Consider the following 381-nt stretch of genomic DNA (forward strand, 5'->3'; position numbering starts at 1 on the left):
CGCGGCGAACGCCACGGCGATCGGCGCAGGCGCGCAGGCTACGACGGCCAACTCGGTGGCACTGGGCCAAGGCTCGGTGGCGAACACGACCGGTGTGCCGACGGCGAGCGGCACGATCGGCGGCACGACGTACACGTATGCGGGCGGCACGCCGGTTGGCGTGGTGAGCGTGGGTTCGTCGGGCAACGCGCGCCAGATCACGAACGTGGCGGCAGGCCAGGTGACGGCTGCCAGCACGGATGCGGTGAACGGCTCGCAGCTGTTCGCGACCAACACGCAGGTGACGGCCAACACCACCGCGATTTCGAACCTCGCTGCCAGCATCACGAACATCAACGGCGGGATGCCTGACGCGGTGGTGTACGACTCGACGGCGCATAC

At 69.0% G+C, this 381-nt stretch carries 1 pseudogene; it reads left to right on the top strand.

Annotated features, from left to right (window positions below):
* Positions 1 to 381, top strand: a pseudogene (locus tag U5805_RS31665) (hypothetical protein); the annotation flags it as partial.

The organism is Paraburkholderia sp. J41, from assembly GCF_905220235.1.
Classification (GTDB): Bacteria; Pseudomonadota; Gammaproteobacteria; order Burkholderiales; family Burkholderiaceae; genus Paraburkholderia.